The sequence below is a fragment of the Caulobacter sp. GW821-FHT11A05 genome, assembly GCF_058809015.1.
This window is the reverse complement of the sequence record NZ_JBXASF010000007.1, coordinates 197,721-223,931: the sequence shown is the minus strand read 5'-3', so window position 1 is coordinate 223,931 and position 26,211 is coordinate 197,721. Positions and strand designations below refer to the sequence as shown.

Annotated in this window: 22 protein-coding genes; 9 read left to right on the top strand and 13 right to left on the bottom strand. The window is 70.0% G+C overall.

Annotated features, from left to right (window positions below):
- Positions 1-250 precede the first annotated feature (250 nt).
- From AC1RSK_RS12385 to AC1RSK_RS12370, 4 genes are read right to left on the bottom strand one after another with little or no spacing between them, the layout of a single operon-like run.
- Positions 251-1,429 (bottom strand): glycosyltransferase family 4 protein, encoded by a 1,179-nt coding sequence (locus AC1RSK_RS12385; protein ID WP_492907852.1) that lies wholly within the window; start codon positions 1,427-1,429, stop codon positions 251-253.
- Entirely contained in the window at positions 1,426-3,411 is a 1,986-nt protein-coding gene (gene asnB / locus AC1RSK_RS12380; RefSeq protein ID WP_492907851.1) for an asparagine synthase (glutamine-hydrolyzing), read from the bottom strand. Before asnB ends, AC1RSK_RS12385 begins: the two co-directional genes overlap by 4 nt.
- A 5-nt stretch (positions 3,412-3,416) precedes the next feature.
- The gene (locus AC1RSK_RS12375) at positions 3,417-4,451 is read right to left on the bottom strand and encodes a glycosyltransferase (protein WP_492907850.1); all 1,035 of its coding nucleotides are present in this window, start codon (positions 4,449-4,451) and stop codon (positions 3,417-3,419) included.
- A gap of 11 nt (positions 4,452-4,462) precedes the next feature.
- Complete coding sequence (locus AC1RSK_RS12370; protein ID WP_492907849.1) at positions 4,463-5,302, bottom strand: class I SAM-dependent methyltransferase; 840 nt, start codon at positions 5,300-5,302, stop codon at positions 4,463-4,465.
- A gap of 491 nt (positions 5,303-5,793) precedes the next feature.
- Here AC1RSK_RS12370 and AC1RSK_RS12365 point away from each other — a divergent pair, with 491 nt between their 5' ends.
- The 8 genes from AC1RSK_RS12365 (at position 5,794) to AC1RSK_RS12330 (ending at position 14,446) form a co-directional block, all read left to right on the top strand.
- Positions 5,794-6,249: a hypothetical protein gene (locus AC1RSK_RS12365; protein ID WP_492907848.1), complete on the top strand. Its 456-nt coding sequence runs from the start codon at positions 5,794-5,796 to the stop codon at positions 6,247-6,249.
- Positions 6,250-6,336: 87 nt separating this feature from the next.
- Positions 6,337-7,698 carry an O-antigen ligase family protein gene (locus tag AC1RSK_RS12360; RefSeq protein WP_492907847.1) on the top strand — a complete coding sequence of 454 codons (1,362 nt, stop codon included), beginning with the start codon at positions 6,337-6,339 and terminating at the stop codon, positions 7,696-7,698.
- A 16-nt stretch (positions 7,699-7,714) separates the two neighbouring features.
- Complete coding sequence (locus AC1RSK_RS12355) at positions 7,715-8,992, top strand: nucleotide sugar dehydrogenase (protein WP_492907846.1); 1,278 nt, start codon at positions 7,715-7,717, stop codon at positions 8,990-8,992.
- A gap of 36 nt (positions 8,993-9,028) precedes the next feature.
- Positions 9,029-10,039: an NAD-dependent epimerase gene (locus tag AC1RSK_RS12350; RefSeq protein ID WP_492907845.1), complete on the top strand. Its 1,011-nt coding sequence runs from the start codon at positions 9,029-9,031 to the stop codon at positions 10,037-10,039.
- Positions 10,040-10,048: 9 nt separating this feature from the next.
- Positions 10,049-10,987, top strand: a complete 939-nt coding sequence (locus tag AC1RSK_RS12345) for an FkbM family methyltransferase (RefSeq protein WP_492907844.1) — start codon at positions 10,049-10,051, stop codon at positions 10,985-10,987.
- A 95-nt stretch (positions 10,988-11,082) separates the two neighbouring features.
- Complete coding sequence (locus AC1RSK_RS12340; protein WP_492907843.1) at positions 11,083-12,138, top strand: EpsG family protein; 1,056 nt, start codon at positions 11,083-11,085, stop codon at positions 12,136-12,138.
- 32 nt (positions 12,139-12,170) lie between these two features.
- On the top strand, positions 12,171-13,163 hold the full coding sequence (locus AC1RSK_RS12335) for a polysaccharide pyruvyl transferase family protein (RefSeq protein ID WP_492907842.1): 993 nt from the start codon (positions 12,171-12,173) through the stop codon (positions 13,161-13,163).
- The gene (locus AC1RSK_RS12330) at positions 13,160-14,446 is read left to right on the top strand and encodes a hypothetical protein (RefSeq protein WP_492907841.1); all 1,287 of its coding nucleotides are present in this window, start codon (positions 13,160-13,162) and stop codon (positions 14,444-14,446) included. The genes AC1RSK_RS12335 and AC1RSK_RS12330 overlap by 4 nt, the downstream gene beginning before the upstream one ends.
- A gap of 210 nt (positions 14,447-14,656) precedes the next feature.
- Here AC1RSK_RS12330 and cysN read toward each other — a convergent pair whose 3' ends face one another.
- The 3 genes from cysN to AC1RSK_RS12315 all read right to left on the bottom strand — a co-directional run bounded on the left by cysN (position 14,657) and on the right by AC1RSK_RS12315 (position 18,885).
- Positions 14,657-16,549, bottom strand: coding sequence for a sulfate adenylyltransferase subunit CysN (cysN, locus tag AC1RSK_RS12325; RefSeq protein WP_492907840.1), 1,893 nt, complete (start codon positions 16,547-16,549; stop codon positions 14,657-14,659).
- A 136-nt stretch (positions 16,550-16,685) separates the two neighbouring features.
- Positions 16,686-17,594 (bottom strand): sulfate adenylyltransferase subunit CysD, encoded by a 909-nt coding sequence (cysD, locus tag AC1RSK_RS12320; RefSeq protein WP_492907839.1) that lies wholly within the window; start codon positions 17,592-17,594, stop codon positions 16,686-16,688.
- 148 nt (positions 17,595-17,742) lie between these two features.
- The gene (locus tag AC1RSK_RS12315) at positions 17,743-18,885 is read right to left on the bottom strand and encodes an AGE family epimerase/isomerase (protein WP_492907838.1); all 1,143 of its coding nucleotides are present in this window, start codon (positions 18,883-18,885) and stop codon (positions 17,743-17,745) included.
- A gap of 251 nt (positions 18,886-19,136) precedes the next feature.
- On the opposite strand from AC1RSK_RS12315, the gene AC1RSK_RS12310 reads away from it, so the two are divergent.
- Positions 19,137-19,646 (top strand): DUF1993 domain-containing protein, encoded by a 510-nt coding sequence (locus AC1RSK_RS12310; RefSeq protein WP_492907837.1) that lies wholly within the window; start codon positions 19,137-19,139, stop codon positions 19,644-19,646.
- A 55-nt stretch (positions 19,647-19,701) separates the two neighbouring features.
- Here AC1RSK_RS12310 and AC1RSK_RS12305 read toward each other — a convergent pair whose 3' ends face one another.
- Genes AC1RSK_RS12305 through AC1RSK_RS12280 form a run of 6 tightly spaced genes read right to left on the bottom strand, consistent with a single transcriptional unit; the run spans position 19,702 to position 26,042 of the window.
- A complete protein-coding gene (locus AC1RSK_RS12305; protein ID WP_492907836.1) occupies positions 19,702-20,088 on the bottom strand; it encodes a RidA family protein in 387 nt (128 codons plus the stop codon).
- Position 20,089: 1 nt separating this feature from the next.
- A complete protein-coding gene (locus AC1RSK_RS12300; protein WP_492907835.1) occupies positions 20,090-21,679 on the bottom strand; it encodes an AMP-binding protein in 1,590 nt (529 codons plus the stop codon).
- 4 nt (positions 21,680-21,683) lie between these two features.
- Positions 21,684-22,493, bottom strand: coding sequence for an enoyl-CoA hydratase family protein (locus tag AC1RSK_RS12295; RefSeq protein WP_492907834.1), 810 nt, complete (start codon positions 22,491-22,493; stop codon positions 21,684-21,686).
- Positions 22,490-22,990, bottom strand: coding sequence for a MarR family winged helix-turn-helix transcriptional regulator (locus AC1RSK_RS12290; protein WP_492907833.1), 501 nt, complete (start codon positions 22,988-22,990; stop codon positions 22,490-22,492). Before AC1RSK_RS12290 ends, AC1RSK_RS12295 begins: the two co-directional genes overlap by 4 nt.
- Entirely contained in the window at positions 22,987-23,748 is a 762-nt protein-coding gene (locus AC1RSK_RS12285; protein ID WP_492907832.1) for an SDR family NAD(P)-dependent oxidoreductase, read from the bottom strand. Before AC1RSK_RS12285 ends, AC1RSK_RS12290 begins: the two co-directional genes overlap by 4 nt.
- Positions 23,745-26,042 (bottom strand): bifunctional salicylyl-CoA 5-hydroxylase/oxidoreductase, encoded by a 2,298-nt coding sequence (locus AC1RSK_RS12280; protein WP_492907831.1) that lies wholly within the window; start codon positions 26,040-26,042, stop codon positions 23,745-23,747. Before AC1RSK_RS12280 ends, AC1RSK_RS12285 begins: the two co-directional genes overlap by 4 nt.
- Positions 26,043-26,211 lie beyond the last annotated feature (169 nt).

The following is a 26,211-nucleotide window of genomic DNA, read 5'->3' as shown; positions in this document are numbered from 1 at the left end:
TTCTGGCCCTCATGGGCGCGGGCCAGGCGGCGCGCCGGAAGCCACGGCCAAAGGTTGGTCAGGCGACGACAATCCGGCCAACATCCGACAACGTTTGGCCACCGCCGCGACCCACGCCCGGGGCCACATTCGCCGCGCCTCAGCCAACCGGCGGGCGCGAAACCGCCAATGTTTTCAAAGGCCATAGGGCGCGATCGCCCCTTCCCCCGTGATCGGCGGTATAATGGTTGGCCGCTTCGATAGGCCCGGGCTAACCCGCCAGCAGCTCGCGGTAGACCTCCAGCGTCCGCGCCAGGACGATCTGTTCGTCGAACAGCCGCAGAGCCTTCTCCCGCGCCGCCAGCCCGAGGCGCCGGCGCAGGTCGGGGTCGTCGTCGAGCCGGCCGATGGCCTCCACCAGGCCCTGGTGCTCGCGCACCGTGACCAGCAAGCCGTCCTCCTCATGGGTGACCACCTCGCGGCAGCCGGGCACGTCGGTGGTGACCAGCGGCAGGGCGCAGCCGGCCGCTTCGATCAGGGTCTTGGGCAGGCCCTCGCGGTAGCTGGGCAGGACCACGACGTCGACCTCGGCCAGCAGTAAGGGCATGTCATCGACGTGGCCCAGGTGTTCGACCAGGCCCTCGGCCGTCCAGCCGGCCAGGTCCTCGGGCGCGCAGGCGGCCGGGTTGCCGGGGTCGGGCTCGCCGGCCAGCAGGAAGCGGATGTTGCGGCCCTCGGCCTTGAGGATACGGGCGGCCTCGACGAACTCGGCCAGGCCCTTGTCCCACAGCATGCGGGCGGCCAGCAGCACCTTGAGGGGCTCGCCTTCGCCCCGTACCCGGCGGGTGATCTGGAAGCGGGTCAGGTCGACGCCGCTGCCGGGGATGGTGTGGACCTTGGCCGGGTGGACCAGGCGGGTGTCGACGAAGGCGGCGCGGTCGTCGGGGTTCTGGACGATAAGCCGGGCGCGCGGTCCGCCGAACGCCAGCCAGGCCAGGGTGCGGACGACGGGGCGCAGCATCCGGGCCTTGAGGCTGTCGCTGATGAACACAAAGCCCATGCCGGCCACGGCGCTGACCCGGCCGGTGACGCCGGCGAGGCGCCCGGCGATGCCGGCGTAGATGGCCGGCTTGATCGTGAAGCCATGGATGATGGCGATGCGCTCGGCCTTCATCAGGCCGGCGATGTGCAGCAGCAGCCGGGCCTCGGCCAAGGGGTTGAGGCTGCGGCGCTCCATCGGCAGGGGCCGCCAGTCGAAGCCCATGGCCCGCAGCTTCTCGCCATACTCGCCGGGCGGCGAGATCAGCAGCAGCCGCGCCCCCTCGTCGCGCAGGCGCCGGATCAGCGAGAGGCGGAAGTTGAACAGATACCAGTCGGTGTTGCCGAACAGGGCGATGGCCACCCCTTCAAGCGAACGCGCGGCCGGTTGCGTCACCCCAGCGGCGCTCACGCCGCCACGCCGGGGGCGGAGACGGCGTCCCGCTGGGCCTGCGCCCAGGCCTGGGCGGTCAGCACCGACCACAGGCGCAGGTCGTGGTCGCGGCGGCCGCTGACGTGCTCGTCCCAGACGGCGCGCACCGGCCCCGGATTGAACAGGCCCTCGCGGTTCAAGGCCTCGACGCTGAGCAGGCTCTCGGCCCAGTCGCGCAGCTCGGTGCGCATCCAGCGGCCGATGGGGACGGCGAAGCCCTGCTTGGGCCGTTCGATCAGCGCGCGGGGCACATGGCGGTCGAGGACACGGCGCAGGATATGCTTTCCCTTGCCGCCGGTGATCTTCATCTCCATCGGCAGGCGCCAGGCGAAGTCGAGCACCTTGCGGTCGAGGAAGGGGGCGCGGGCCTCCAGGCTGACGCCCATGGCGGCGCGGTCGACCTTGGCCAGCACGTCGTCGGGCAGGTAGTTGCGGGTATCCACCGCCATGGCCCGGCGGGCGAAGCCGGCCAGGGCTTCCGGCGGTTGCCTGTCCTCGGGCAGGCGCAGGCCCCGCGCGCCGCTCCTGGCCACGGCCTCGGGATGGGTCCACTGGCTGAGCAGGCCCATGTGGTAGTCGTCGCGGTTGGCGGCCCCCAGCACGCTGGCGAACTTGTGGGCCTTCTCGCCGGCCCGGCCGCCGGTCAGCTCGGCCGGCAGGACGCCGGCGAGGGCGCCGGTGACCCTGTTCCAGCCGTCAGGCGACAGGCTGCGCAGGGCTCCGGCCCCGGCGGCGCGCAGGGGACGCGGCAGGCCGCCGACCCTGTCCCACAGCCGGGGGGCGTGGAAGTAGCGGTTGTAGCCGCCGAAGATCTCGTCGCCGGCGTCGCCGCTCAGCGCCACGGTGACCTCGCGCCGGGCCAGCTGGGAAACCAGATAGGTCGGGATCTGCGAGGAATCGGCGAAGGGCTCGTCGTAGAGGGTCGGCAGCCTGGGCACCACGGCCAGGCAGTCGGCGGCGGTGACGTAATGCTCGGTGTGCTCCGTCCCCAGGTGCTGGGCGACCGCCTTGGCGTGCTCGGCCTCGTTGAAGCCCGGCTCGTCGAAGCCGATGGTGTAGGTCTTCACCTTGCCGCCGCGGGCGACCATCTGGGCGACGATGGCCGAGGAATCGACGCCGCCCGACAGCAGGGCCCCGAGCGGCACGTCGGCGATCATCCTTGTGCCGACCGTCTCGTTCAGCAGGGCGTCGAGCGCCTCGACCGCCTCGTCCTCGCCGCCCGTCCAGGGCCGTTCGAGGGCTGCGAGGATGGCCTGGTCGGGGTCCCAGTAGCGGACGGGCGCCGGCAGCTCGCCGACCGCGTCTTCCGGCCCAAAGCTGATCCGGCCGCCGGGCGGCAGCTTGAAGACGCCCCGCCAGATCGACCAGGGATGGGGCACGTAGCCATAGCGCAGGAAGCTGGACAGGGCGTCGGCGTCCATGGCCGTCGGAAAACCGGGGAGGGTGCGCAGCGCCTTCAGCTCCGAGCCGAAGGCCAGCGCCCCGCCGACCCAGCCGTAGTAGAGCGGCTTCTCCCCGAAGCGGTCGCGGATCAGGTGCAGCCGGCGCTCCTGGCGGTCCCACAGGGCGATGGCGAACTGGCCCTCGATCCGCTCCAGGGCGCCCTCCAGGCCCCAGTGCTCGACGGCCTCGACCAGCACCTCGGTGTCGGAATGGCCGCGCCAGTTCGGCGCGCCGCCGCAGGCCTCCAGCTCGGCGCGGACGTCCAGATAGTTGAAGATCTCGCCGTTGTAGTTGATCACCCAGCGACCGCTGGCGCTCACCATCGGCTGCAGGCCCGCCTCGGAGAGGTCGATGACGGCCAGGCGCCGCTGGCCAAAGCCGATGCCGGCCTCTGGCTCGGTCCAGACGCCTTCGCTGTCCGGCCCGCGGTGATAGAGGGCGTCCAGCATGGCGGTCAGGGCGGCCTTGCCGGCCAGCCTGGGTTCACGCGCCGCATAGAGACCGGCGATGCCGCACATGACGCCTACCTCTTCTGTCCAGCCAAGGCCTCGGCGGCCGCCGCAACGTCTTCCTGATATAGCCGCCGACCGGCCCAGTGGTCGACCGCCGCGGCGCTGATCGCCGAGAAAAGGGCGTCGTCGCCGAGAATGCGTTCCAGATCGGCGGCGGCCTGCCCGGCGCTCTCATAGATCACCCCCGTCTCCAGCGGCCGCACATAGCCGCCCATCTCGCCCACCGGCGTGACGACGGGGACGAGGCCCAGCTGCATCGCTTCGATCAGCGACATCGCCGCCCCCTCCTGCTCGCTGAGCTGCAGGAAGATGTCGTAGTCGGCCGACAGGGCGGCGATCTCGGCCAGGGACTTGGGCCCGGCGAAGGTCACCCTGTCCTCCAGGCCGAGCGCGGCGACCTGCGCCCGCAGGGCCGCCTCGCTGCCGGCGTCCGGTCCGATCAGCAGCAGCCGCGCCTCGGGGCGGTCCTTGGCCAGGTGGGCGAAAAGGTCGATGGCCCGGTCGATGCGCTTCAGCGGATTGAGCCGGCCCCAGAAGATGAACCGCGGCCGGGGCGCGGTCCGCCGCGTCGGCGTCATCCGGCCGAGCACGAAGGAGATGACCCGGCTCGGCGTGCCGTCCCGCTTCAGCCGCGCCACCCCGTCAAGCGAGCGCTGGCAATCGCCCCAGACCTCGTCCGCCATCCAGCCGGCCAGCCAGGTGGCCAGGGTGTCGGGCAGGTGCACCCGCCGGTCGGAATGCAGGAACAGCACCCGCCGCGTGCCTGGCGCCAGCAGGGCGCTGGCCAGCATGGCCAGGGTCGATTTCCATAGCGAGAAGACCGCCACCGGATACTTTCGCGCCAGCCGTCCGGCCCGCCAGGCGGCGACAGGGCTCAAAGGGTGGCCGCCGCCCAGGGCGATGACATTGTCCATTTCGGGCGCGACCGGAAGCCCGGCCAGGGCGGCGACCGTGACCGTCTCCGGCAAGGCGGCGGCGGCGGCGCGGGCCGCGATTTCGGCCCCGCCAAGCCCGTCCTCGGGCAGAATGTGCAGAAACGCCGTCATGCGAAGGCGGCTCAGCGCTTGACGCCGACGGCGCACCAGTAGGGCGGACCCTCCAGGAAGCGGATGTCCTCGAGCCCGGCCGCGCGCATCATGGCGTCGATCTGGACGCGGGTGAACCGCTGCTCCAGCCGGGTGCCGAAGCGGTCCAGGGCGTCGGTGCGCATGCTGTAGAAGCTCAAGGTGCGGTAGTCGGACAGCGGCAGGTCGTCGACCTTCAGCCCGGCCTTCTCCAGCAGGCCGGCCAGCCGGGCCAGCGGCCAGTAGACGACGGCGGCGATCAGCTGGCAGACGGCGAACTTCAGCGGCCGGGGCAGGGCGCTGACCACCTGGCGAACGAGGTCGGAGGCCCGCCAGATGGCCCGGAACAGCCAGGGTTTGCCGTCCAGCGCATAATAGAGATACAGCAGCATCGGCGCGCCGGGCTTGAGCTTGGCGACGCAGCTGGCGATGCCGGCGGCGGTGTCGGGCACATGGTGCAGCACGCCCAGCGAATAGCCGAAGTCCATCGAGCCGTCGGCCAGGGGGATGGCCCCCACCCCGGCATGGTGGAAGACGGCGCCCGGCTGCTCGCTGAGTTTCGCCCTGGCCACGGCCAGGGCGGCCTCGGCCGGGTCGATGCAGTGCAGGGTTCCGACCCGCTGCGCCACCAGCCGGGCCCAGCGGCCGCTGCCGCAACCGAGATCGAAACCGACCGGATTGGCGGGCAGCGACTCCCAGGGGAAGACGGCGAAGTAGCGGTCGAACAGGGCCTGGGTCTCGGCTTCGCCCATGCCGGCCTGGTCGAACCGGGCCCATTCGGCGCCGAAGTCGCTGACCACTTCAGGGTCGATGTTCTCCCCGTCCAGGGCCATCCGCTCAAAATCCTATCGGCCGTGACGCCAGGGCCCACCCTTGCCGTAAGCGACGGCCGCGCACAACCCGGACGGAGGGGTCCGGCTTCGGCCATCTGGCCCCCCATTCGGGCGTGGCGCGAAAGTTGTGATGTGGATCAAATCCATTTGCGAGAGTCGCGCGTATAGAGGTCATGACCGCCCGACTTTTATACCCGTAATGGGTTTTAGGGGTATCGGACGGTTAAGAAATGCTTGACGTTCATACGACATTTTCCGGCGACGGAAATTGCCGCGAGCGTCGTGTAACAGTTTGGTTGAATGGCGCTTTTTTAAGCGTGGAACACATTCGACGACAGTGCGCTTACAACAGTGGCAGATTCGCCGCGCGGGGTTCAAAAAACATGGGTTTTCGGTCGGTGACCGGTTGCTGTGTCGGAGAGCCTGAGGTATTGGCTAGATCGTCCTGTGGCGCAACGTCGCACTGGGCAGGTCGCTTTGAGGGGTATGCAATGATCCGGAATGTTATCGTCGCCGCTTCGGTCGGCCTGCTTCTCACGGGCCAGGTGGCCATGGCCGCCGAAGGCGCGCGCCTCGGTGGCGTGCAGGGCTCCGTGCTGGTGAATCAGAACGGCCGCTATGTGCCGGTGACCTCCTCGACGGTGCTCCGCGCCGGTGATCGCGTCATGGCGATGGATGGCTCGGCCACCGTCACCTACGGCTCGGGCTGCAGCGTCGCCATCTCGGCCCGCTCGATGGCCACCATCGGCGACGCCGCGACCTGCGCCGGCGGCTCCAGCAACATCGTCCGCGCCGCTTACGCCGACGACCAGGAAGGCTACGGCACTGGCCCGACCAACCCGCCCGGACAGGGCTGGGACTTCTGGCTGTGGGCGACCTTCGGCGTCGTGACCATCGGCGTCACCGCCGCTGTGATGAACAACAGCGCCGACCCGTCTTCCCCGTAGGCCAATCTTCCTTGTGGAGTTGGGCCCCGGCCGATCTGCTTTAGAGATGCATAGTCAAGAGCCGCGAGGGGCCGTTTCAAAAACGCCATGACCTCGCGGCTCTTTTCTTTTGCCTGCGCCGGCTTCCTGTTGCTGGCCCTGCTGCTTGGCGGGGCGACCCGGGAAGAGGTGATCGCTCCCGATATCGTCGGCCTGCTCGCCTTGCCGCTGCTGGGCTGGGCCATCTGGCGCCTGCGGGATCGCGCCCCTGAGCCGTCCGAACGCCTGGCCTTCGCGATTCTGGCCGGTTGTTTCGGGGTCGGGCTGATCCAGCTCATTCCCCTGCCGCCGGCCCTGTGGACCGCCCTGCCGGGCCGCGCGCCCTTCGTCGCCGATCTCGCCGCCGCCGGGATCGCCCCGGGCTGGGCGCCGATCAGTCTCAAGCCGCAGGCGACCGTCGCCGCCCTGCTGGCCCTGATCCCCGCCGCCGCCCTGTTCCTCAGCCTTCGCACCCTGGACCAGCCCGGCCGTCGCCAGCTGGTGCTGCTGATCCTCGGCGTGGCCGTGGCCAGCGCCGTGGTGGGCGGCCTGCAGGTGGTTGGCGGCCCGGACAGCCCCTTGCGCTTCTATGCGGTGACCAATCCCGAGCCGGCCGTCGGCTTCTTCTCCAACCGCAACCATCTGGCGGCGCTGTTCGTCTGCGTCGTGCCGTTCGCCACCCTCGAAGCGCTGGAGGCCGCCGCGCGCCGGCCGACGGGCAGGGTGCGCATCGCCGTGATGCTGGCGCTGATCCTGCTGGCGGCGACGGGCGTGGCCATGACCCAGTCGCGGGCCGGCGCCCTGCTGCTCGGCCTCAGCCTGCTGGGCGGCGTCGCCATGGCCTGGCGCGCCGGCCTGGCCAAGGGCCGTGGCCGGCTGATCCTGGCTGGCGGCGTGATGCTGCTGGCCCTCGCCGCCCTGTCGGCGCCCATCCTCTTCGCCGGGACCTTCGATCGTTTCGAGGGCGGCTTCACCGGCGACCTGCGCCTCCAGGCCGCCCAGGTGGCGGCCGGCGCCGCCGGGACCTACGCCCCGTTCGGCTCGGGGCTGGGCAGTTTCGTGCCGATCTACATGATGCATGAGACGCCGGCGGCGATGCAGAACACCTACGTCAACCACGCCCATGACGACTGGCTGGAGCTGCTGGTCGAGGCCGGCCTGCTGGCGGTGGCGGTGATGCTCGCCTTCCTGTTCTGGTTCGCTCGCCAGACGCTGCGGGCCTGGCGGCGGCATCGGACCTCGCAAGGCGCGGAGGGCGGCCTCGGCGCGCGGGCCGCCAGCCTGGTCATCGGCCTCTTGCTCACCCACAGCCTGGTCGACTATCCCCTGCGCTCGCCGGCGATGATGTGCGTCTTCGCCCTGGCCTGCGGCCTGATGCTGGCGCCCCGCGCCGATCCAGCCGACACGCCGCCCCGCAACCTGCAAGTCTGATGCCCGGAGTTCTTCGATGCTGTCCCTGAGCAACGCGCGCATCGCGGTCATCGGCCTTGGCTACGTCGGCCTGCCGCTGGCCGTGGCGTTCGGCAAGCAGTTCGACACCCTGGGCCTCGACCTTTCCGCCCCGCGCATCGCCGCCCTCAAGGGCGGCGTCGACCACACCCTGGAGGTCACCGCCGACGAACTGGCCGCCGCCAGCCGCCTGACCTACAGCGACAAGCCCGCCGACCTGGCCGGCCGCAACATCTTCATCGTCACCGTGCCGACCCCGATCGACGAGGCCAAGCGCCCCGACCTGACGGCCATTCGCAAGGCCAGCGAGAGCATCGGCGCCCACCTGACCCCCGGCGCCGTGGTGGTCTATGAATCGACCGTCTATCCCGGCTGCACCGAGGAGGTTTGCGTCCCGATCCTGGAAGCCAAGTCGGGCTTGACCTTCAACAAGGACTTCTTCTGCGGCTACAGCCCCGAGCGGGCCAATCCCGGCGACAAGCTGCACCGCCTCGACACCATCACCAAGGTCACCGCCGGCTCGACGCAGGAGGCCGCCACCCTGGTCGACGACCTCTACGCCCGGGTGGTGACGGCCGGCACCCACAAGGCCAGCTCGATCAAGGTGGCCGAGGCCGCCAAGGTCATCGAGAACACCCAGCGCGACCTGAACATCGCCCTGATCAACGAGATCGCCATGATCTTCGGCAAGATGGGCATCGACACCCTGGAGGTGCTGCAGGCGGCCGGGACGAAGTGGAACTTCCTGCCCTTCCGGCCGGGCCTGGTCGGCGGCCACTGCATCGGCGTCGACCCCTACTACCTGACCCACAAGGCCCAGGAGATCGGCCACCATCCGGAGGTCATCCTGGCCGGGCGGCGGATCAACGACGGCATGGCCGCCCATGTCGCCAGCCAGATCCTCAAACTCGTCTTGGGCCGCGGCATCAATCCGATCGGGGCCAAGGTGCTGGTCCTCGGCCTGGCCTTCAAGGAAGACTGCCCGGACCTGCGCAACACCAAGGTCAAGGACTTGGTCGATGAGCTGAAGGCCTATGGCCTCGACATCGACATCCACGACCCCTGGGTCGATCCGGCCGAGGCGGTGCATGAGTATGGCCTGACCCTCACCCCCGAACCGAAGGCCGGCGACTATAGCGCCGTGGTTCTGGCCGTCGCCCACAAGCAGTTCCTTGAGCTTGGAGCCGACGGTGTGCGGGCGTTCGGCAAGCCGGGCGCGGTCCTGTACGATGTCAAATCCGCCCTGCCCCGCGACAAGGTCGACGGACGCCTTTAGAGGTGGCCCGGATGAAGCGGCGAGGGAAAGCCTAGAATGAAGGTCATGGTCACGGGCAGCGCCGGTTTCATCGGCTCGGCCGTCTCAATGAAGCTGCTGGCGCGCGGCGACGAGGTCATCGGCCTCGACGTCATGAACGACTACTATGATCCCGAGCTGAAGCGCGCCCGCCTGGCCCGAACCTTCGACCACGATAACTACACCCACCTGAAGATCGACCTGGCCGACCGCGAGGCGATGGAGGCGGCCTTCGCCAAACACCAGCCCCAGCGGGTCATCAACCTGGCGGCCCAGGCCGGGGTGCGCTACGCGGCGACCAACCCCCACGTCTATGTGCAGTCCAACGTCACCGGCTTCCTGCATATCCTCGAGGGCTGCCGCCACAATGGCGTCGAGCACCTGGTCTTCGCCTCGACCAGCAGCGTCTACGGGGCCAACACCAACATGCCCTTCACGGTGCACAACAGCGCCGAACACCCGCTGACCCTCTATGCGGCGACCAAGAAGGCCAATGAGCAGATGGCGCACAGTTACGCCCACCTCTACGGCTTTCCCTGCACGGGCCTGCGCTTCTTCACCGTCTACGGCCCCTGGGGCCGGCCGGACATGGCGCTGTTCCTGTTCACCAAGAAGATCCTCGCCGGCGAGCCGATCCAGGTCTTCAACCACGGCAAACACAAGCGCAGCTTCACCTACATCGACGACATCGTCGAAGGCGTTGTCCGCGTGCTGGACCAGCCGGCCGCGCCAGACCCGGCTTGGGACAGCCTCAATCCCGACCCGGCGACGAGCAATGCGCCGTACCGCCTGTTCAACATCGGGGCGGAGCAGCAGGTCGAGCTGTTGCGCTACATCGAGGTGCTGGAAGACTGCCTCGGCCGCAAGGCGGTCATGGAAATGCTGCCCCTGCAACCCGGCGACGTGCCCGACACCGAGGCCGACGTCACTGACCTGGCCCGCGTCGTCGGCTATAAACCCAAGGTGACCGTCGAGGAGGGCGTGCGTAATTTCGTCGACTGGTATCGCGGCTACAACGGCGTGCTGTAGGATATCGGCATGGGCGAGGCGGCAGGAAAAGCGATCTCCGACCGGGACATGCGCCGGATGAACTGGGGCGGCTTCAAGCCCTGGGTCCGCAATGTCATATCCCTGCCGCTGATCAACCCGGCGCTGGTCGGCCTGGCTCGCGTCACCGGCGGGACCTGGAAACATCGCCTGCCGGTCGCCATCCATTCGGCCGCCTACCGCACCCTGGACGGCCAGGAGGTGCGGCTGCTCGACCCCACCGTCGACCAGATCGCCCGCGAGCTGTTCTGGCATGACGGCCGGCCCGGCCGGCGCGGCGACCGGTTGGCCATGCGGGCGATGGAGCTGCTCTGCGCAGAGGCGGACCTCTTCCTCGACATCGGCTCCTACACCGGCCTGTTCGCCCTGACCGCGGCGCGGGTCAATCCGGCCATCCGCAGCCACGCCTTCGAGATCGTTCCCGGCAATCACCAGCTGATCCAGCGCAACATCGTCGAGAACGACCTGATCGGCCGGGTGCAGGCCCATCTCTGCGGCCTCGGCGGCGAGGTCGGGACGATGACCATGCCGCGCAGCAACGACCTCTCCAGCCTGCCCTCATCCCTGTCGCTGGGCTCGACCTTCGAGGGCGGCATCAGCATTCCGGTCGACACCCTGGACAGCCGTTTTGGCGGCGAGACCGGGCCGATGGCCATGAAGATCGACGTCGAGGGCTTCGAGGGCGAGGTGCTGCGCGGCGGGGCGGGCCTCCTGGCCCGGCTCAAGCCGGACATCATCTGCGAGGTCCTGCGCGGCCATGGCGAGGCGGTGCAGACGGCGCTGGCGCCGCTGGGCTATCGCTTCTGGCGCTTCAGCGACGAGGGGATGATCGCCGCCGACACCGTCGAGGGGGTGAGGCGCGACCGCGACTGGTTCCTCTCGGCCCGGCCGGACGCTGACGCCTTCGTGGCCCGGATCGAGGCCGACTGACCTTTTGCCCCGCCTTCCGTCCGACGGACGGCGAGGGTAGTTATCGTTTGTTCTGGGGCGCGACGTCACGCGCCCGGTGAGGGGCGTATCGCCGAATGATCCTCTACTGGACCATGTTCCTGCTGCCGGTCATGGCCAGCATGTCGCCCTACCGTCTCGACCGCCTGTCGCGGGCGGTGATGATGGTGCTGCTGGGCATCCTGCTGACCGGGATCATCGGCCTGCGTGACCACGTCGGCCACGACTGGAACAACTATATGAGAATGTTCGAGCGCGCCGACGCCTCGGACTTCTACTATGTGATCACCTCGGTCGAGCCGGGCTACGCCTTCCTCAACTGGGCCAGTTCGCGGCTGGGCCTCGGCATCTACGGGGTCAACGCCGTCTGCGCGGCCATCCTGGTCTTTGGCCTGTTCAAGTTCCTCGACCGCCAGCCCAACTTCTGGCGCGCCCTGGCGCTCGCCACCCCGGTCATGCTGATCGGCATCGCCATGGGGGCGACGCGGCAGGCGACGGCCATCGGCTTCCTGATGCTGGCCTTCAACGCCTTCCATGACCGCAAGGTCTTCCGCTACCTGGTGTTCGTGGGCCTGGGCGTGCTGTTCCACCGCTCCACCGCCGTGTTCTTCCTGCCCGCCTGGTTCATCCATGGCCGGCTGCAGATCTGGCCGCTGGTGCTGGGCGGGCTGGTGTTCTTCGCCGCCTCGCTGTTCCTGCGCGACGCCGCCACCTACTACCAGGCCAGCTACGTCGGCACCGACATCCAGGCCTCCGGCGCCCTGCCGCGCGCGGCCCTGAACATCCTGGCCGCCGGCATCTTCTTCTTCTACCGGCGCAAATGGATGGAGCGCTACGACGACGGGCCGCTGTTCACCATCATGGCCGGGGTGATCCTCCTGATGGCGCCGGCCGTGCTGTTCGCGGCGGCGGCCACCGACCGGATGAGCATGTATCTGCTGCCCATCCAGATCGCCATCTTCGCCCGCCTGCCCAACCTCGTGCCGCTGCAGTTCCGGGTGCCGGTGATCCTGGCGGTGTTCGCCGGCTTCACCCTGCTCCTGGGCATCTGGCTGTTCTTCTCGCCCTTCGCCCAGATCTCCTGGGTGCCTTACGAGAACTTCCTGTGGACCGGCGGGAAAGCGGGTCTGTGAGCCCCAGGCCCGTTACGGGGCGGCCGGTCGTCTTGATCAACGACACCCGGGCCGACCTGCATCACGGCTGCTGGCGGGTGATGCGCACGCTGGAAACGCAGCTGGCCCGGGTCGGCCTGGAGGTCATCGCCCGCGCTCCGGCCCATGCCGACTGGCGCAAGGATGCCGCCATCGCCGAGGCGTTTCGCAAGGCCGCCCTGGTGATCGTCAACGGCGAGGGCACCATCCATCACGACCGGCCGGCCGGCGCCGCCCTGCTGGCCGTCGGCGCCGCGGCCAAGGCGGCAGGGGTCCCCGCCGCCCTGATCAACGCCAGCTGGGACGCCAACGGCCCGGCCTATAGCCGCGCTCTGGCCGATTTTTCCCTGGTCAGCGTGCGGGAGAGCCGCTCCGCCGCCCAGGTCAAGGCGGCCAAAATCGCCGCCCGGGTGGTTCCCGACCTGTCGCTGTTCGAGCCGGTGACGCCGCCTGGCCAACGGGCCGGCGTGGGCTTCACCGACAGCGTGCTGCGCGGCGTCGCCCTGGAGCTGGAGGCGGCCCGCAAACGGCTGGGCGGCCTCGCCCTGCCGATCCATTTCAACGCTCCGGGCCTCAAGGGCGACTTGCGAAACCTGCGCGACGGGGTGGCCAAACGCGACCTCGCCGACCCGGCCTTTCTGCTGCGTTCGATCGCCGCCCGCCTGGCCTGGCGCGCCGCCGAGACGCAGGGCGAAGCCGCCTACATGGCCAAGGTCGCCGCGCTCGACTTGCTGGTCACCGGCCGCTTCCACGCCGCCACCTTCGCCCTGGCCGCTCGAACCCCGGTGCTGGCCGTGGAGTCCAACACCCACAAGATCGGCGCCACCTTCGACGACGTCGGCCTGGCCCCCTGGCGGCGCATCACGCCGGCCGACCTGAGCCCGGACCTGCTGGCCCGGGCCGCCCGCTGGGAGCCGGACGAGGCGGCGGCGCTGGGCGACTTCCTGGCCGACGGCCGGCGCGCCACCGGGGCGTTGTTCGACGACCTGGCGAGGCTGGCGGCGTGATCGCGCCCGCGCCAGACGATCTCTGGGCCCTGGAGCTGGCCAAGGCGCGGCAGGCGGCGGGACCGGACGCGCCCTCCGCGGGCGGCGGCTTCTGGCCGGCGGCCCTGCTGGGCCTTGCCGCCTGGGTCCGCACCGTCCTGCTTACGCCCTCCGACGAGCCGCTCCCCGGCGCCCCGCTGATCGGCGCCCTGCACGGCGAGATCTCCAACCGCACCCGCCACCTGATCGCCGCCCTCGCCGCCGAGGCGCCGGACGCCCCCATCCTGCTGCTCGGCCGGCCGCAGCTGAGCCGCGTCGCCCTGCGCGGCGCGCTGTCGAAGGCCGGCCTGCACGGCCCCCTGGTCCGTCCCTTCGACCTGGCCAGCGCCCTGGCCGCCCTGCCGCCCATCCTCCGCCGCCTGGCCGAAGGCGCCCGCCTGATTGGGACAGCCGACTGGCGCCCGGCTTCCCGCGACCTGGCCGCCATCTGTTTCCGCGTGGCGCTCGGCGAGACCCACGCCCGCTGGGCCGCCGCCCGTTTCCCCGTCGGCCCGCGCACGGTGGTCTTCGGCCACACCGGTGTCGCCGACAGCCACCTGCTGGAGCGAGCCCTGCAGGCGCGCGGGGCCCGCACCGTCCACTGGGTGCACGGCGTCAGCCTGGGTCTCAACTTCGTCGGCGGCTCCGACCTCGGCCTCTTCCAGTGCGGTTCCGACGCCCGTTGGCACCGGGCGCTCGGCGGCTACGGCGCCGCTGTCAGCCTGCCCGCCGATCCGCCAACCCCGGCCGTCGGCGGCGAAGGCTGGCTGGTCCTCTCCAACCTGATCCACCCGATGAACGCCGACTACCGCCGCCATGGCGTCGCCGGCGAGGCGGCGCTGCTTGAAGCGGTCGCCGCGGCCGCCGGCCCGGCCCGCAAGGTCTGGAAACCCCACCCCATCCTGGACAGCCTGGATCCGTCCGTCCGCCAGGCCATCGAGGCCCGCGCCGCCGCCCTCGGCTTCGACCGCTGGCCCGAGGGCGACGACCTCGCCCGCGCCGCCGGTTTCGCCGTGGTCGTCTCCACCCCCTCGACGGTGGCCCTCGACGCCCTGAAGCTCGGCGTCCTGCCCATCCTCTACGGCGGTGGCGGCCTCGACCCTTCCAGCGCCCTGGCTCAGCTTCCGCTCAAGGCCGACACCGCCGCCGGTCTGAAGGCCGCCGCCGAACGTCTGAACGCCGCCCTGTTCGAGACCGCCTGGACCGCCATCGCGCCCGGTCGTGAACCGACCCTGGCCGACCTGCTCGCCCTCGCCAAAGCCTGACATACCCGGGATTCAAATGTCGTCCGACCGCGTCTGCGGGCGGGCGGATCACGCCGCCGGGCTTTCGCCGCGGCAAGGTGGTTTCAGGGTGGTCCAATCCGGCGCCAAAGCGGCGACCCGGACGGTCTTCGGCCGACACCCGGTTGGTCTTATGACCTTGAAATCACTGGAAGAAATCTCCAAGCGATCTGCTATAATAGCCGCTTCGACCTAGTCGGCGCCATCCAGCCAGGCGACGATGACTTCCGCCGCCTCGACCGGCGACAGCCCGGTGGTGTCGACGACGATCTCGGCGTGCTCCGGCGCTTCATAAGGAGAATCCACCCCCGTGAAGTTCTTCAACTGCCCGGCCCGGGCCTTGGCGTAGAGGCCCTTCACGTCCCGCTTCTCGGCCTCGGCCAGCGGGGTGGAGACGAAGACCTCGACGAACTCGCCCTCGCCCATCAGCTCGCGGGCCAGGCGGCGCTCGGCGCGGAAGGGGCTGATGAAGGCGGTCAGCACGATCAGGCCGGCGTCGACCATCAGCTTGGCCACCTCGGCCACCCGGCGGATGTTCTCCACCCGGTCCTCCTCGGTGAAGCCGAGGTCGCGGTTGAGGCCGTGGCGGACGTTGTCGCCGTCCAGCAGGTAGGTGTGGCGGCCCAGGACGTGCAGGCGTTTCTCGACCAGGTTGGCGATGGTCGACTTGCCGGCCCCGGACAGGCCGGTGAACCAGACGACCCGGCCCTTCTGGCCCTTCAGGCCGGCGCGGGCGGCCTTGTCGACGTCGGTGGCCTGCCAGTGGATGTTGTCCGACCGGCGCAGGGCGAAGTGCAGCATGCCGGCCCCGACCGTGCGGTTGCTGATCCGGTCGATGAGGATGAAGCCGCCCAGATCGCGGTTCTCGGCATAGGGAGTGAACGGGATGGCCTTGGCCAGCGACAGGTTGCAGACCCCGATCTCGTTGAGGTCCAGGCGCTTGGCGGCGGTGTGTTCCAGGGTGTTGACGTTGACCCGGTACTTGGGCTCGGTGATCGTCGCCTGGACGGTCTGGGCCCCGATCTTCAGCAGGTACGGCCGGCCGGGCAGCATCGGCTCGTCGTCCATCCAGACCAGGGTGGCCTCGAACTGGTCGGCGACGGCGACCGGATCGTCGGCGGCGGCGATGACGTCGCCTCTGGAGATGTCGATCTCGTCCGCCAGGGTCAGGGTGATCGACTGGCCGGCGACGGCCTGGTCGAGATCGCCCGGCAGGGTGACGATGCGGGCCACCTTGGACTCGCGGCCCGACGGCAGGACGCGGATACGGTCGCCCGGCTTGACCGTGCCGGCCGCGACCTGGCCGGAGAAGCCCCGGAAGTCGAGGTTGGGCCGGTTGACCCACTGCACCGGCATGCGGAACGACTGGCCCTGCAGGTCAGCCTCGACGGGCGCCTCCTCCAGCCAGCGCATCAGCGGCGGGCCGTCGTACCAGGGGGCCTTGTCGCTGGGGGCGGTGATGTTGTCGCCGTCGAGCGCCGACATCGGGATGGCGGTGAAGCCGGTCAGGCCGATCTGGGCGGCGAAGGCGCGGTACTCGGCGAGGATCGCCTCGAACCGGTCCTGCGACCAGTCCACCAGGTCCATCTTGTTGATGGCCAGGACGATGTTCCTGATGCCCAGAAGGGAGACCAGATAGCTGTGCCGCCGCGTCTGGGTCAGCACGCCCCTGCGGGCGTCGATGAGGATCACCGCGACGTCGGCGGTCGAGGCCCCGGTGACCATGTTGCGGGTGTACTGCTCGTGGCCGGGGGTGTCGGCGACGATGAACTTGCGGCTCTCGGTCGAGAAGAAGCGGTAGGCGACATCGATGGTGATGCCCTGTTCCCGCTCGGCGGCCAGGCCGTCGACCAGCAGGGCGAAATCGATCTTGCCGCCCTGGGTGCCGATCCTTTTGGAGTCGGCCTCGAGGGCCGCCATCTGGTCCTCGAAGATCATCTTGGAATCGTAGAGCAGCCGCCCGATCAGGGTCGACTTGCCGTCATCGACGCTGCCGCAGGTGATGAAGCGCAGCAGGCTCTTGTGGTGGTGGGCCTCGAGGTAGGCCTCGATATCGGTCTCGATGAGTTCGGAAACGTGGGCCATCAGACGCTCACCTCAACCCCGACCATGCTCGCGAAGGCGGGCATCCATACGCGGGTGGCCTCTGGGCGCCGGCGCATCGGGTTGGCCATGCATGGATGCCCGCCTTCGCGAGCATGGTCGGTGGAGGGGGCGGCCATCAGAAATACCCCTCCTGCTTCTTCTTCTCCATGGACGCCGCCTGATCGTGGTCGATCATCCGGCCCTGGCGCTCGCTGGTGGTGGTCAGCAGCATCTCCTGGATGATCTGCGGCAGGGTCGTCGCCGTGCTCTCGACGGCGCCGGTCAGCGGGTAGCAGCCCAGGGTGCGGAAGCGGACCGACTTCATCATCGGTGTCTCGCCCGGCCGCAGCGGCATGCGGTCGTCATCGACCATGATCAGCGTCCCGTCGCGTTCCACGACCGGACGGACATCCGAGAAGTAGAGCGGCACGATGGGGATGTTCTCCAGGTGGATGTATTGCCAGATGTCCAGCTCGGTCCAGTTGGAGATCGGGAACACCCGCACGCTCTCACCGGGGCTCTTGCGGGCGTTGTAGAGCTTCCACAGCTCCGGCCGCTGGTTCTTGGGGTCCCAGCGGTGCTGGGCTGAGCGGAAGGAGAAGATGCGTTCCTTGGCGCGGGACTTCTCCTCGTCACGGCGGGCCCCGCCGAAGGCCGCGTCGAAGCCGTACTTGTCGAGCGCCTGCTTGAGGCCCTCGGTCTTCCAGACGTCGGTGTGAACGGCCGAGCCGTGGTCGAAGGGGTTGATGCCCTTCTCGACCGCTTCGGGGTTCTTATGGACCAGCAGTTCGAAGCCCAGCTCCTGGGCCATGCGTTCGCGCATCTCGTACATGGCCTGGAACTTCCAGGTCGTATCGACGTGCAGCAGCGGGAAGGGCGGCTTGGACGGATAGAAGGCCTTGGCGGCGAGGTGCAGCATGACCGCGCTGTCCTTGCCGATCGAGTACAGCATCACCGGCCGCTCGGCCTCGGACACGACCTCGCGCATGATGTGGATGCTCTCGGCCTCCAGGCGCTGCAGGTGGGTCAGGCGGGAAGGCGTCATGAACGGCTCTGGCGGGAGGGCGCGCTCGAGAACTGGCGCAAGGAGGGCCACGGTGCAAACGATCCTGTTGAAGACCCGGCCGCGAACAGCCGGGGGGCCCCTTCGCCGTGGGACTTAGGGAGCGAGGCGGCGGCGCGCAAACGAGCGATCATGATGGCGCTGTCAGACAAGCTTCATCCAGCGCCTGGATGGCCCCGACCAGATGGTACAGCGACGAGGCCGGCGAGGGCTCGTCGCGGAAGGCGCCGTCCGCCTCCATGTTCTCGAACCACAGGCCCGGGCGCGGGGTGGCGAGGTAGGCGAGCAGGCTTCGCGCGCCGCGCCCGGCGATCGGCCAGCCGCCCTCCGGATCGATGGCGGCCAGCAGGGCGCCGGCCCGGGTCCGCTCGGTCTGCGGCCACAGGCGGGCGGTGCGGTCGAGGGGGCCGAAGTGCTGGTCGAGGGCGGCGAGGGCGACGCCGCGTCCGGCATCGATGCCGGTCTGTTCGGCCAGGGCGATGAGGGCCCGGGCCGCCTGCCGCGAGGCCTCGTTGTCGGCCAGGGCCGCGTGGCGCAGCAGCAGGAAGCCCCATTCGAACTGGTGGCCCGGCTCGACCTCAGCCTCGGGCAGCGGGGCCCAGTCGAGATCGAACAGCTCGGGCAGACCGCCGCTGGGCTGGATCAGATGCTCCCGGGCCAGCCGGGCGATACGGTTCGACAGGTCGCTCCAGCCGCCGTCGTCGCCGGCCTCGCGCCAGGCCAGCGCCGCCTCGAACAGATGCATCAGCGGATTGGCCCGCAGCGGCGCTGTGCGCGAGGCGTCGTCATGCACCCCGCCGTCGGGCCGACCGATCGCTTGCGCCTGGGCGGCGCGGGTCCGCTGGGCCAGCGACTCCAGCCCATGCCCCGGCCCCAGCGCCTGCCGGGCGGCCGACAGGGCCAACAGGCCGAACGCCTGCTCATAGGGCTGGGCGCTGTCGTCGACCGGGACCCCGGCCTCGTCGACGGAAAAGCGGAACAGGCCGTCAGGCCGGGTCAACGGCCCGGTCAGGCTGGCCAGCCCATGGGCCACCGCCTCGCGCCAGGGCCCGGTCCAGCCCATGCGGCCGGCCTGGGCGAAGACATAGGTCTGCCGGGCGACCACCCGCGTGCGCCGGGGCAGGGCGACCGGCTCGGCGTCCAGCGTCAGCTTCTCAAAAAACCCGCCGCGCGCATGGTCGGTCCCGACATTCCACCACAGCGGCAGGGCGTCCTCGAACAGCCAGGCCTTCAGCCGGTCACGAAGATCGAGGATGTCGGATGGGGCTGGCACGCTTTCGCTTCTAGGCCGGGGCAAAGCCCACCGCCATACCCCCCCCCTCCGATCATCCCGACGAAAGTCGGGACCCAGCTGGCAAACCCGGCGACGGGCTGGCGCTGATCAGAGCTGAACCCCTTGGGCAAGTGGCCCCTGGGTCCCGACTTTCGTCGGGATGATCGGAATTTTGAAGCGATGGTTCCTATTGGCAACGAACCGCTCGGGCCCCATCTCCACGCCAACGCTGTTTCAGGAGGAACGCCTAAATGTCCCTGTCGCTCTACGACGTCTCGATCCCGGTCTATCTCAACGGCCTGCGCAACCTGGTCGCCATCCTCGACAAGTCGAGCAGCCACGCCGGCCCCAACATCGCCAGCTGGCTGGACTCCCGTCTCGCCCCCGACATGCATCCCCTGACCCGCCAGATCCAGATGGTCAGCGACTCGGCCAAGGGCGGCGCCGCCCGCCTGGCCAACATCGAGGCGCCGTCGATGCCGGACACCGAGACCACCATCGACCAGCTGCGCGACCGCCTGGCCAAGACCATCGCCTTCCTGCAGACCATCAAGCCCGAACAGGTCAACGGCCGCGAAGCCGCCTCCATCGAGCTGAAGTTCCCGAACGGGGCCATGACCTTCACCGGCCGCGACTTCCTGTTCAACTTCTCGCTGCCGAACTTCTACTTCCACTGCGTCACGGCCTACGGCCTGCTGCGCAAGGAAGGCGCCCCGATCGGCAAGATGGACTTCCTGGCCGGTGGTCGTCAGGCGGCCTGATCCCCTCTAGCCCGTCATCCCGGATGCCCCTGCGGGGCTTCCGGGATGACGGAGTTTAGAGGACGGCCGTCGTTTCAATCTCAACCAAGGCGGCGTCCTCGACGAGCCCTTTGACCTCGACCACGGCCATGGCCGGATAGTGGGGGCCGATCAGCTCGCGCCAGAGGGCGCCGATCTCGCGGAGGGAGGCCAGGTACTCGCGCTTGTCGACGACGTACCAGGTCATCCGGACGATGTGCTCGGGTCCCGCCTGCGCCTCGGCCAGCACGGCCAGCGTATTGACCAGCACCTGGCGCAGCTGGGCGGCGAAGCCGTCCGGGAAGGCGCCGGCCGGGTCCCAGCCGATCTGGCCGGCGACGAAGACCATGCGGCCTTGCGCTGAAATGCCGTTCGAATAGCCCTTGGGCCGGGGCCAGCCTTCGGGGAGCAGGACGGTGTGCACCTTACGTCTCCTTGAGCCGGAAGCGTTGCAGCTTGCCGGTCTGGGTCTTGGGAAGCGTCTCCCGGAACTCCAGGGCGCGCGGGTATTTGTAGGGGGCGATGGCGCCCTTCACATGGGCCTGCAGTTCCGCTTTCAGGTCATCGCCGCCCGCGAAGCCGGGGTTCAGCACCACGAAGGCCTTGCATATCTGGCCGCGCTCGGGATCGGGCACGCCGATCACCGCCGCCTCGGCGACGGCCGGATGGCGCAGGAGGGCGTTCTCCACCTCCGGCGCGCCGATGTTGTAGCCGGAGGAGATGATCATGTCGTCGGCCCGGGCCACGAACCAGAAGTAGCCGTCCTCGTCGAGCCGGTAGATGTCGCCGGTCAGGTTCCAGCCGTCCCGCACGTAGCTTTGCTGCCTCTCATCGGCCAGGTAGCGGCAGCCGGTCGGGCCGCGCACGGCCAGCCGGCCGGTCTCGCCGGCCGGCAGGGGTTGGCCGGCCTCGTCCTGGATGCGGGCCGTAAAGCCCGGGACCGCCTTGCCGGTGGCGCCCGGCCGGATGTCCTCGCCCCGGGCCGAGATGAAGACGTGGAACATCTCCGTCGAGCCGATGCCGTCGATGATCCGCACCCCCGTCGCCTCGTACCAGGCGTCCGAGGTGGCGGCCGGCAGGGGCTCGCCGGCCGAGACGCAGGTCTTCAGGGACGACAGGTCATGGTCGGCGGCCAGCCTGAGCAGGGCGCGGTAGCCGGTCGGAGCGGTGAACAGCACGCTGGCCCGATGGGCGGCGATGGTCTCGGCCAGGGCCTCGAAGCCCGGGCGGTCGCACAGGGCCGTGGCGGCCCCGGCCGCGGCCGGGAACACCACCAGCCCGCCCAGCCCGAAGGTGAAGGCGATCGGCGGGGTGCCGACGGCGACGTCGGCCGGCGTCAGCCGCAGGATATGGCGGGCGAAGGTGTCGGCCAGGCTGAGGATGTCGCGGTGCAGGTGGACGCAGCCCTTGGGCTTGCCGGTCGTGCCGCTGGTGAAGGCGATCAGGGCCGGATCCTCGGCGGCGGTGTCGACGGCTTCGAATCCGGGCGGCTTGCCGGCGGCGGCCGCCTGCAGGACGCCGCTGTCCATCACGCGGCTGAGGACCGGGGCGGCGGCGCGGGCCTCGGCGGCGGCCTCGATCAGGGCCGCGTCGATCAGGCCGACGGCGACCTGCGCCTTCTGGACCACCGTCGCCAGTTCGCCCGGCCGCAGCATCGGCATGGTCGCCACCACCACCCCGCCCGCCTTGAGGATGGCGAACCAGGCGGTCAGCACCCAGGCGACATTGGGCCCGTGCAGCAGCACCCGGTTGCCGGGCACGACGCCGAGGTCCTCGACCAGCACCCGCGCCATGCGGTCGGAAGCGGCGTCGAGCTCATCCCAGCCCAGCCGGCCGGTCTTCCACAGCAGCGCCGGCCCGTCCGGCCCGGCCGCGGCCCTGGCCCGCCGCAACAGTTCGGCGGCGGCGTTCAGGCGGGGCGGATAGTCGAGACCGTCCAGCAGCAGGACCGGCCGCTGATCCTCCGCCGGCAGGTTGTCGAGGACGAAGCGGTCGAGATGCGCGCTCTCGCCCATCGCCCTAGTTCCCCTCGAACACCGGCTGGCGCTTGTCGGCGAAGGCCTCGTAGGCGCGGCGGAAATCCTGGGTCTGCATGCAGATGGCCTGGGCCTGGGCCTCGGCCTCGATGGCGGCGTCCAGGCTCATGTCCCATTCGACGTTGAGCTGGGTCTTGGTCATGCCGTGGGCGAAGGTCGGGCCACTGGCCAGGCTCCTCGCCAGTTCGACGGCCGTCTCCATCAGCGCCTCGGACTCGACCAGCCGATTGTGGAAGCCCCAGCGCTCGCCCTCGTCGGCGGTCATCGTCCTGCCGGTGAACAGCAGCTCCGAGGCCCGTCCCTGGCCGATCAGCCGGGGCAGGATGGCGCAGGCGCCCATGTCGCAGCCGGCCAGCCCGACGCGGGTGAACAGGAAGGCGGTCTTGGCCCTGGGGGTGGCGATCCGCATGTCGCTGGCCATGGCCATGATCGCCCCGGCCCCGGCGCAGACCCCGTCGATGGCGGCGATCAACGGCTGGGGACAGGCCCGCATGGCCTTCACCAGATCGCCGGTCATATGGGTGAAGGCGAGCAACTGCGGCATGCTCATCTTCGTCAGCGGCCCGATGATCTCATGCACGTCGCCGCCGGAGGAGAAGTTGCCGCCGGCCCCGGTGATCACCACCGCCTTGCAGTCGTCGGCCTGCGCGAGGCTGCGGAACAGGTCGCGCATCTCGGCGTAGCTCTCGAAGGTCAGCGGGTTCTTCCGCTCCGGCCGGTTGAGGGTCAGGGTCCCGACCCCGCCCTCCACCGACCACAGGAAATGCTCGGCGCGATAATCGCTCGCCTTCATGGGTTCGCTCCTCCAGCGGTGGCCTGCAGCGATTTCTTGGTTCGCTCCAGCAGGCGGGTCAGGTCTTCGGCCTCGCCGGCGGTCAGGCCGGACAGCAGGTCTTCGATCCAGTGTTCATGGGCGGCGGCCATCTCGTCGAACCGCGTCTGGCCGGGCGCCGTCAGCCGCAGCCGCTGCACCCGCCGGTCGCCGCTGGCCAGCCGCTCGACCCAGCCGTCGGCCTTCAGCCGGGCGGCGAGGCCGGTGACGTTGCCGTTGCTGACCATCAGCATCCGCGACAGCTCGCCCATGGTCAGGCCCGCCTCGCCGGCCCGGTCGAGGGCCGAGAGCATGTCGAAACGCGGCAGGGTGGAGCCGAAATCGTCGCGCAGGCGCTGGGCGATGCGCTGCTCTATGGCGGTGGAACAGGTCAGCAGCCGCAGCCACAGGCGCAGGGAGCGCTTGCCGTCCGGCGCGCCGCCGAGGCGGTCGGGCAGAGCGCCGCCGTCGGCGCTCACAGCTCGCCCCCGGCGACCGGCAGGGCCGCGCCGTTGACGGCCGCCGCCTCCTCGCCGCACAGCCAGAGCACCAGGGCGGCGACCTCCTGCGGTGTGATCAGGCGGCCCAGCGGGTTGGTGGTGAACAGGGCGGCTCGGGCTTCGTCCTCGCTGCGCCCGGTCTTGCCCACCAGGGTCTGCACGGAGCGGGCGACCAGGTCGGTGTCGGTGAACCCGGGGCAGACGGCGTTGACCGTCACCCCCTTGGCGGCGACCTCCAGGGCCAGGGCGCGGGTCAGGCCGACCAGGCCGTGCTTGGCGGCGACATAGGCCGAGACGTAGCCGTAGCCTTTCAGCCCCGCCGTCGAGGCGATGTTGACGATGCGGCCCCAACCCCGCTCCAGCATGGCCGGCAGGACCTGACGGGCGGCCTCGGCCGGGGCCTCGAGGTTGAGGGCCAGAGAGGCCCGCAAATCGGCGGCGCTGGTCTTCAGGAAGGGGGCCGAGCTGGTCCCGCCGGCGTTGTTGATCAGGATGTCGATGGCGCCGAAGTGCATCCGGCCCCGCTCCAGGGCGGTGGCCAGGGCGGCCGCGTCGGTGACGTCGGCGGCGGCCGTGGCGGCGGCTTCGCCGATCAGCTGGCGGGTCTCTTCCAGCGCCTCATGCCGGCGGCCGATCAGGGTGACGCAGGCGCCCGCGCCGGCCAGGGCCAAAGCGCAGGCCCGGCCGATGCCCGAGCCGGCGCCGGTGACCACGGCGTGTCTGCCTGTGAGGCTCATACCGGTCCCTGTTGTTGCTGACGTTCAAGATTGCGGGCCAGCTGGCTGAAGCCGGCCAGGTACTGCACGGGCGGCGGCGCTGAGAACCAGCCCTGCTCGGCGGCGGCCCGCAGGGTCCAGTTGGGGTCGGCCAGGTGCGGCCTGGCCAGGGCGCAGAGGTCGGCCCGGCCGGCGGCCAGGATCGAGTTGACGTGGTCGGTCTCGTAGATGTTGCCGACCGCCATGGTCGCCACCCCGGCCTCGTTGCGGATGCGGTCGCTGAACGGGGTCTGGAACATGCGGCCGTAGACCGGCTGGGCCGCCTCGCTGGTCTGGCCGGCCGAGACGTCGATCAGGTCGCAACCGGCCTGCGCGAAGGCCCGGGCGATGGCGACCGACTCCTCCGGGGTGATGCCGTCGTCCACCCAGTCGGTGGCCGACAGCCGCACCGACATCGGCTTGTCGTCCGGCCATGCGGCGCGCATGGCGGCGAACACCTCCAGCGGAAAGCGTAGGCGGTTCTCGAGCCCGCCCCCGTAGTCGTCAGTCCGCTTGTTGGAGACGGGCGTCAGGAAGGACGACAGCAGATAGCCGTGTGCGCAGTGCAGCTCGACCATGTCGAAGCCGGCCTCGTCGGCCAGGCGCGTGGCGCGGACGAAGTCGGCGGTCACCCGGTCCATGTCGGCGCGGGTCATCTGGCGCGGGACCTGGTCGCGGTCCGACCAGGGGATGGGGGAGGGGGCGATGAGCTCCCAGCCGCCCTCTTCCAGCGGCAGGTCGGCGCGCGGCCCCCAGGGGCGCTCGACCGAACCCTTGCGGCCGGCGTGGGCCAGCTGCTGGCAGATCCGCGCGCCCTGGGCATGAACGAAGTCGACGATACGGGCCCAGGCGTCGCGATGGTCCTCGCGGTACATCCCGGCGCAACCGGGCGAGATGCGGCCGTCGGCGCTGACGTCGGTCATCTCGGTGAACACCAGGCCGGCGCCACCGAGCGCCCGGCCGCCGAGGTGGACGAGGTGGAAGTCGCCGACCAGGCCGTCCTCGGCGGCGTACATGCACATCGGCGAGACCACCACGCGGTTGGGCAGGGTCAGTCCCCTAAGCCGCAGCGGCGTGAACATCGGCGGCGGCGGTTTGCGGCTCGGCGGCGCCCCGGCCTGGGTTGCGAACCAGCGCTCGAGGCCGGCCAGGAAGTCGCCGTCGCGCAGCCGCAGGTTCTCATGGCTGACCCGCTGGCTGCGGGTCAGCAGGCTGTAGGCGAACTGCAGGGGGTCGAGGCTCGTGTAGCGCTCCAGGGTCTCGAACCATTCGGTCGAGTTGCGGGCGGCGCTCTGCAGCTTCAGCACCTCGACCCGCCGGTCGGCCTCGTAGGCGGCGAGGCCTGCATCCAGATCGTCGCTCTCCGTCACCGCCTCGGCGAGACGGATGGCGTCCTCGAAGGCCAGCTTGGTGCCCGAGCCGATCGAGAAGTGGGCCGTGTGGGCCGCGTCGCCGAGCAGCACCAGCCTGCCGTCCCGCCAGCTCGAACAGGCCACCCGCGGAAAGTTGAGCCAGGCCGAGCCGCGCAGATGCCGCGCATTGCTCATCAGCGCATGGCCGTCCAGCCAGTCGGCGAACAGCGCCTCGGCCGCCCGGCAGGTCTCGTCCTGGTCCATGCGGTCGAAGCCCAGCCCGCGCCAGGTCGCCTCCGAACATTCGACGATGAAGGTCGAGCCGCCCTCCTCGAACCGGTAGGCATGGGCCCAGATCCAGCCGTGCGGGGTCAGGGCGAAGGCGAAGGTGAAGGCGTCGAAGGCCTTGGCCGTCCCCAGCCAGACATATTTGTTGGCCCGCACGTCGACATCGACGCCGAACACCTCGGGCCGCTCGTTGCGCGCCCGACTGTTCAGCCCGTCGGCGGCGACCACCAGATCGGCCTCCAGCGCCGCCGGATCGACCTCGCTTTCGAAGCGCAGATCGACGCCGAGTGACCGCGCCCGCCCGTGCAGGATGTTCAGCAGCCGCTGCCGCCCGATCCCCGCGAAGCCATGGCCGCCGGAGCGGATCGTCTGGCCATGGATATGGACGTCGATGTCGTCCCAGTGGACGAAGGCCGCCTCGATGAGGCCCGCCGTCTCCGGATCGTTGGCCTTCAGATTGGCCAGCGTCTGATCCGAGAACACCACCCCCCAGCCAAAGGTGTCGTCCGGCCGGTTGCGCTCATGCACCGTCACCTGGAGGGTCGGATCGCGCAGCTTCAGGGAGATGGCGAGATAGAGCCCGCCGGGGCCGGCCCCGACGATGGCTATGTTGCGGACAGGCGGCTGTCTCGACATGCTTTAAGCTTAAAATAAAATGGTTCGGCCGTCGAGGGGGGACAGGTTGCGCACGCAAGTGCGCTACCTGTCCCCGGTTTGCTCGCTGACTGGAGAAGGCGCCTGCCCGGCCGGTTGGCAGGGCGTTTTAGGCGGCTGGATCCCGCCAGGCCCCGTCGCCGGCGCTGAC

Coding starts and splice junctions, on each gene's coding strand:
- asnB (WP_492907851.1), bottom strand. CDS start 3,411: ATGTGCGGCATCGCCGGTCTCTATGCGGCGCGTGAACCCAGGCTGGCC.
- AC1RSK_RS12375 (WP_492907850.1), bottom strand. CDS start 4,451: ATGACGGCGTTTCTGCACATTCTGCCCGAGGACGGGCTTGGCGGGGCC.
- AC1RSK_RS12370 (WP_492907849.1), bottom strand. CDS start 5,302: ATGGCCCTGGACGGGGAGAACATCGACCCTGAAGTGGTCAGCGACTTC.
- AC1RSK_RS12365 (WP_492907848.1), top strand. CDS start 5,794: ATGATCCGGAATGTTATCGTCGCCGCTTCGGTCGGCCTGCTTCTCACG.
- AC1RSK_RS12360 (WP_492907847.1), top strand. CDS start 6,337: ATGACCTCGCGGCTCTTTTCTTTTGCCTGCGCCGGCTTCCTGTTGCTG.
- AC1RSK_RS12355 (WP_492907846.1), top strand. CDS start 7,715: ATGCTGTCCCTGAGCAACGCGCGCATCGCGGTCATCGGCCTTGGCTAC.
- AC1RSK_RS12350 (WP_492907845.1), top strand. CDS start 9,029: ATGAAGGTCATGGTCACGGGCAGCGCCGGTTTCATCGGCTCGGCCGTC.
- AC1RSK_RS12345 (WP_492907844.1), top strand. CDS start 10,049: ATGGGCGAGGCGGCAGGAAAAGCGATCTCCGACCGGGACATGCGCCGG.
- AC1RSK_RS12340 (WP_492907843.1), top strand. CDS start 11,083: ATGATCCTCTACTGGACCATGTTCCTGCTGCCGGTCATGGCCAGCATG.
- cysN (WP_492907840.1), bottom strand. CDS start 16,549: ATGGCCCACGTTTCCGAACTCATCGAGACCGATATCGAGGCCTACCTC.
- cysD (WP_492907839.1), bottom strand. CDS start 17,594: ATGACGCCTTCCCGCCTGACCCACCTGCAGCGCCTGGAGGCCGAGAGC.
- AC1RSK_RS12310 (WP_492907837.1), top strand. CDS start 19,137: ATGTCCCTGTCGCTCTACGACGTCTCGATCCCGGTCTATCTCAACGGC.
- AC1RSK_RS12300 (WP_492907835.1), bottom strand. CDS start 21,679: ATGGGCGAGAGCGCGCATCTCGACCGCTTCGTCCTCGACAACCTGCCG.
- AC1RSK_RS12295 (WP_492907834.1), bottom strand. CDS start 22,493: ATGAAGGCGAGCGATTATCGCGCCGAGCATTTCCTGTGGTCGGTGGAG.
- AC1RSK_RS12285 (WP_492907832.1), bottom strand. CDS start 23,748: ATGAGCCTCACAGGCAGACACGCCGTGGTCACCGGCGCCGGCTCGGGC.
- AC1RSK_RS12280 (WP_492907831.1), bottom strand. CDS start 26,042: ATGTCGAGACAGCCGCCTGTCCGCAACATAGCCATCGTCGGGGCCGGC.